Annotated in this window: 3 protein-coding genes and 1 pseudogene; all 4 read right to left on the reverse strand. The window is 60.3% G+C overall.

The features are described 5' to 3' along the window. Positions 1 to 121: pseudogene (gene mnmA, locus ACIOUG_RS25505) on the reverse strand (tRNA 2-thiouridine(34) synthase MnmA); the annotation flags it as partial. Between the two features lie 59 nt (positions 122 to 180). Then, a complete protein-coding gene (locus ACIOUG_RS25510; RefSeq protein ID WP_401069730.1) occupies positions 181 to 627 on the reverse strand; it encodes an NUDIX hydrolase in 447 nt (148 codons plus the stop codon). Between the two features lie 69 nt (positions 628 to 696). Continuing rightward, complete coding sequence (locus ACIOUG_RS25515) at positions 697 to 816, reverse strand: hypothetical protein (RefSeq protein WP_401069732.1); 120 nt, start codon at positions 814 to 816, stop codon at positions 697 to 699. Positions 817 to 823: 7 nt separating this feature from the next. After that, on the reverse strand, positions 824 to 3,049 hold the full coding sequence (locus ACIOUG_RS25520) for an NADP-dependent isocitrate dehydrogenase (protein WP_401069734.1): 2,226 nt from the start codon (positions 3,047 to 3,049) through the stop codon (positions 824 to 826). Positions 3,050 to 3,054 lie beyond the last annotated feature (5 nt).

Consider the following 3,054-nt stretch of genomic DNA (forward strand, 5'->3'; position numbering starts at 1 on the left):
GGCCTTCGAGTTCTTTTCCTTGCTCGATAAGCAGTAGAGCGGAAACGGAAGAGTCCTCGACGACTGACATGCCGACTATGACGCGCTTCTTGGATGTGTCAGAAGGGGCTGGATCACGCATAGGGATTCAATGAGTGTCTTGAAAAAGGACGCGATTCTAGCAGGCTCACGGCCTCAAGGCTAAAGAGAAGGGCGGATCAGTTCGAGACTGAAGTGATGGCCGGCCAGATAGTCGTCGATGCAACGGATGATCAACTCGCTGCGCCAGTTGTCGCGTTGGGCGATTAATTCGCTGCGGGTCAACCACTTGGCGCCGACGATGCCGTCGTCCAGTTGATAGTCCGGGTGGTGTTTCACCGCTTTGGCGCTGAAGCACACGCGTTGATAAGTCACGCCGTTGCTCGGCGCGGTGTACAGGTAAATGCCGACCACGCCGGTGGGTTCGACGTCCCAGCCGGTTTCCTCGAGGGTTTCGCGGATGGCGGCGTCGATCAGGGTCTCGTTCGGGTCGAGATGGCCTGCCGGCTGGTTGAGCACGTTACGCCCGGCCTTGTGCTCTTCGACCATCAGGAAGCGGCCGTTGTCTTCGACGATGGTGGCGACGGTGATGTGGGGGAGCCATTCCATAGGGTGTCCTCAAATATTGAATTGAAACCCAATCCCTGTAGGAGTGAGCCTGCTCGCGATAGCGCAATGTCAGCCACCATAATCGTTGAATGGTATACCGCTATCGCGAGCAGGCTCACTCCTACAAGGGGCTTGTGTTGTATTCGGAAACAGAAACCCCGGCACTGGGCCGGGGTTTCTTTGCAGCATTACAACCTTAAACCAGCGCAGCAATCGCCGCGTTGAAGGTTGCGCTTGGGCGCATGGCCTTGCTGATCAGCTCGGCATCGGCGTGGTAGTAACCACCGATGTCCACTGGCTTGCCCTGCACGGCGTTGAGCTCGGCAACGATGGTCGCCTCGTTCTCGGTCAGGGTTTTGGCCAGGGTCGCGAACTGCGCTTGCAGTGCAGCGTCTTCGGTCTGGGCGGCCAGGGCCTGAGCCCAGTACAGCGCCAGGTAGAAGTGGCTGCCGCGGTTGTCGATGTTGCCGACTTTGCGCGATGGCGACTTGTTGTTGTCGAGGAACTGGCCGGTGGCCTGATCCAGGGTTTTCGACAGTACCAGCGCTTTCGGGTTGTTGTAGTTCACACCCAAATGCTCGAGGGACGCCGCCAGCGCCAGGAATTCGCCCAGCGAGTCCCAGCGCAGAAAGTTCTCTTCAACCAGTTGCTGCACGTGCTTGGGCGCCGAACCGCCGGCGCCGGTTTCGAACAGGCCACCGCCGTTCATCAGCGGCACGATCGACAGCATCTTGGCGCTGGTGCCCAGTTCCATGATCGGGAACAGGTCAGTCAGGTAGTCGCGCAGTACGTTGCCGGTCACCGAGATGGTGTCCTTGCCTTCACGGGTGCGCTGCAGGGTGTACTTCATGGCATCGACCGGCGCCATGATCTGGATGTCCAGACCAGTGGTGTCGTGATCCTTCAGGTAAGCCTGAACCTTCTCGATCACTACGCCGTCGTGGGCGCGCATCGGGTCCAGCCAGAAGATCGCCGGGGTGCTGCTGGCGCGAGCACGGTTGACGGCCAGTTTGACCCAGTCCTGGATCGGCGCGTCTTTGGTCTGGCACATGCGGAAGATGTCGCCGGCTTCAACAGCCTGTTCCATCAGCAGGTTGCCCTTGCTGTCAGTGACGCGAACCACGCCGTCAGCCTTGATCTGGAAGGTCTTGTCGTGCGAGCCGTACTCTTCGGCTTTCTTCGCCATCAGGCCCACGTTCGGCACGCTGCCCATGGTGGTCGGATCGAACGCGCCGTTGGCTTTGCAGTCTTCGATCACGGCCTGGTAGATGGTGGCGTAGCAACGATCCGGGATCACGGCCTTGGTGTCGTGCAGCTGACCGTCGGTGCCCCACATCTTGCCGGAGTCACGGATCATCGCCGGCATCGAGGCGTCGACGATAACGTCGCTCGGCACGTTCAGGTTGGTGATGCCCTTGTCGGAGTTGACCATCGCCAGCGACGGACGAGCGGCGTAGACCGCTGCGATGTCTGCTTCGATCTGCGCTTGCTGTTCGGCCGGCAGGGCCTTGATGCGAGCGTACAGGTCGCCGATGCCGTTGTTCAGGTTGAAGCCGATCTGGGCCAGCACGTCAGCGTGTTTGGTCAGGGCGTCTTTATAGAACTCGGCAACGATCTGGCCGAACATGATCGGGTCGGAGACCTTCATCATGGTCGCTTTCAGGTGCACCGAGAGCAGCACGCCTTGCGCCTTGGCGCTGTCGATTTCAGCGGCGATGAACGCGCGCAGGGCGTTTTTGCTCATCACGGCGCAGTCGAGGATCTCGCCGGCCTGAACGCTGGTTTTTTCTTTCAGGACGGTCGCGGTGCCGTCTTTGGCGATCAGCTCGATTTTCACAGCGTCAGCGGCGTCGATCAGGGCGGCTTTTTCGCTGCCGTAGAAATCGCCGGTGCTCATGTGAGCCACGTGGGACTTGGAGTCTTTGGCCCAGGCGCCCATTTTGTGCGGGTGCTTGCGCGCGTAGTTCTTGACCGACAGCGGAGCGCGGCGGTCGGAGTTGCCTTCACGCAGAACCGGGTTCACGGCGCTGCCCTTGACCTTGTCGTAACGCGCCTTGGCTTCTTTTTCGGCGTCGTTGGTCACGGCTTCCGGGTAGTCCGGCAGGTTGTAACCCTGGGCTTGCAGCTCTTTGATTGCCGCTTGCAGCTGAGGCACCGAAGCACTGATGTTCGGCAGCTTGATGATGTTGGCTTCAGGCGTAACGGCCAGGTCGCCCAGTTCGGCGAGGTGGTCGGCTACGGCTTTGTCGCCCAGTTGCTCGGGGACGCTGGCCAGGATGCGCGCTGCAAGAGAGATATCGCGGGTTTCCACGGCGATATCGGCCGAGGCGGTGTAAGCCTCGATGATCGGCAGCAGGGAATAGGTGGCGAGGGCTGGAGCTTCGTCGGTGAAGGTATAGATGATCTTCGAGCGGGTGGGCATATTCG

This window comes from Pseudomonas sp. NPDC087803 (assembly GCF_044742995.1).
Lineage (GTDB): Bacteria > Pseudomonadota > Gammaproteobacteria > Pseudomonadales > Pseudomonadaceae > Aquipseudomonas.

What these genes read in the sequence shown, in the direction of transcription:
- ACIOUG_RS25515 (WP_401069732.1), bottom strand. Translation starts at nt 816, where the DNA reads ATGCTGCAAAGAAACCCCGGCCCAGTGCCGGGGTTTCTGTTTCCGAAT.
- ACIOUG_RS25510 (WP_401069730.1), bottom strand. Translation starts at nt 627, where the DNA reads ATGGAATGGCTCCCCCACATCACCGTCGCCACCATCGTCGAAGACAAC.
- ACIOUG_RS25520 (WP_401069734.1), bottom strand. Translation starts at nt 3,049, where the DNA reads ATGCCCACCCGCTCGAAGATCATCTATACCTTCACCGACGAAGCTCCA.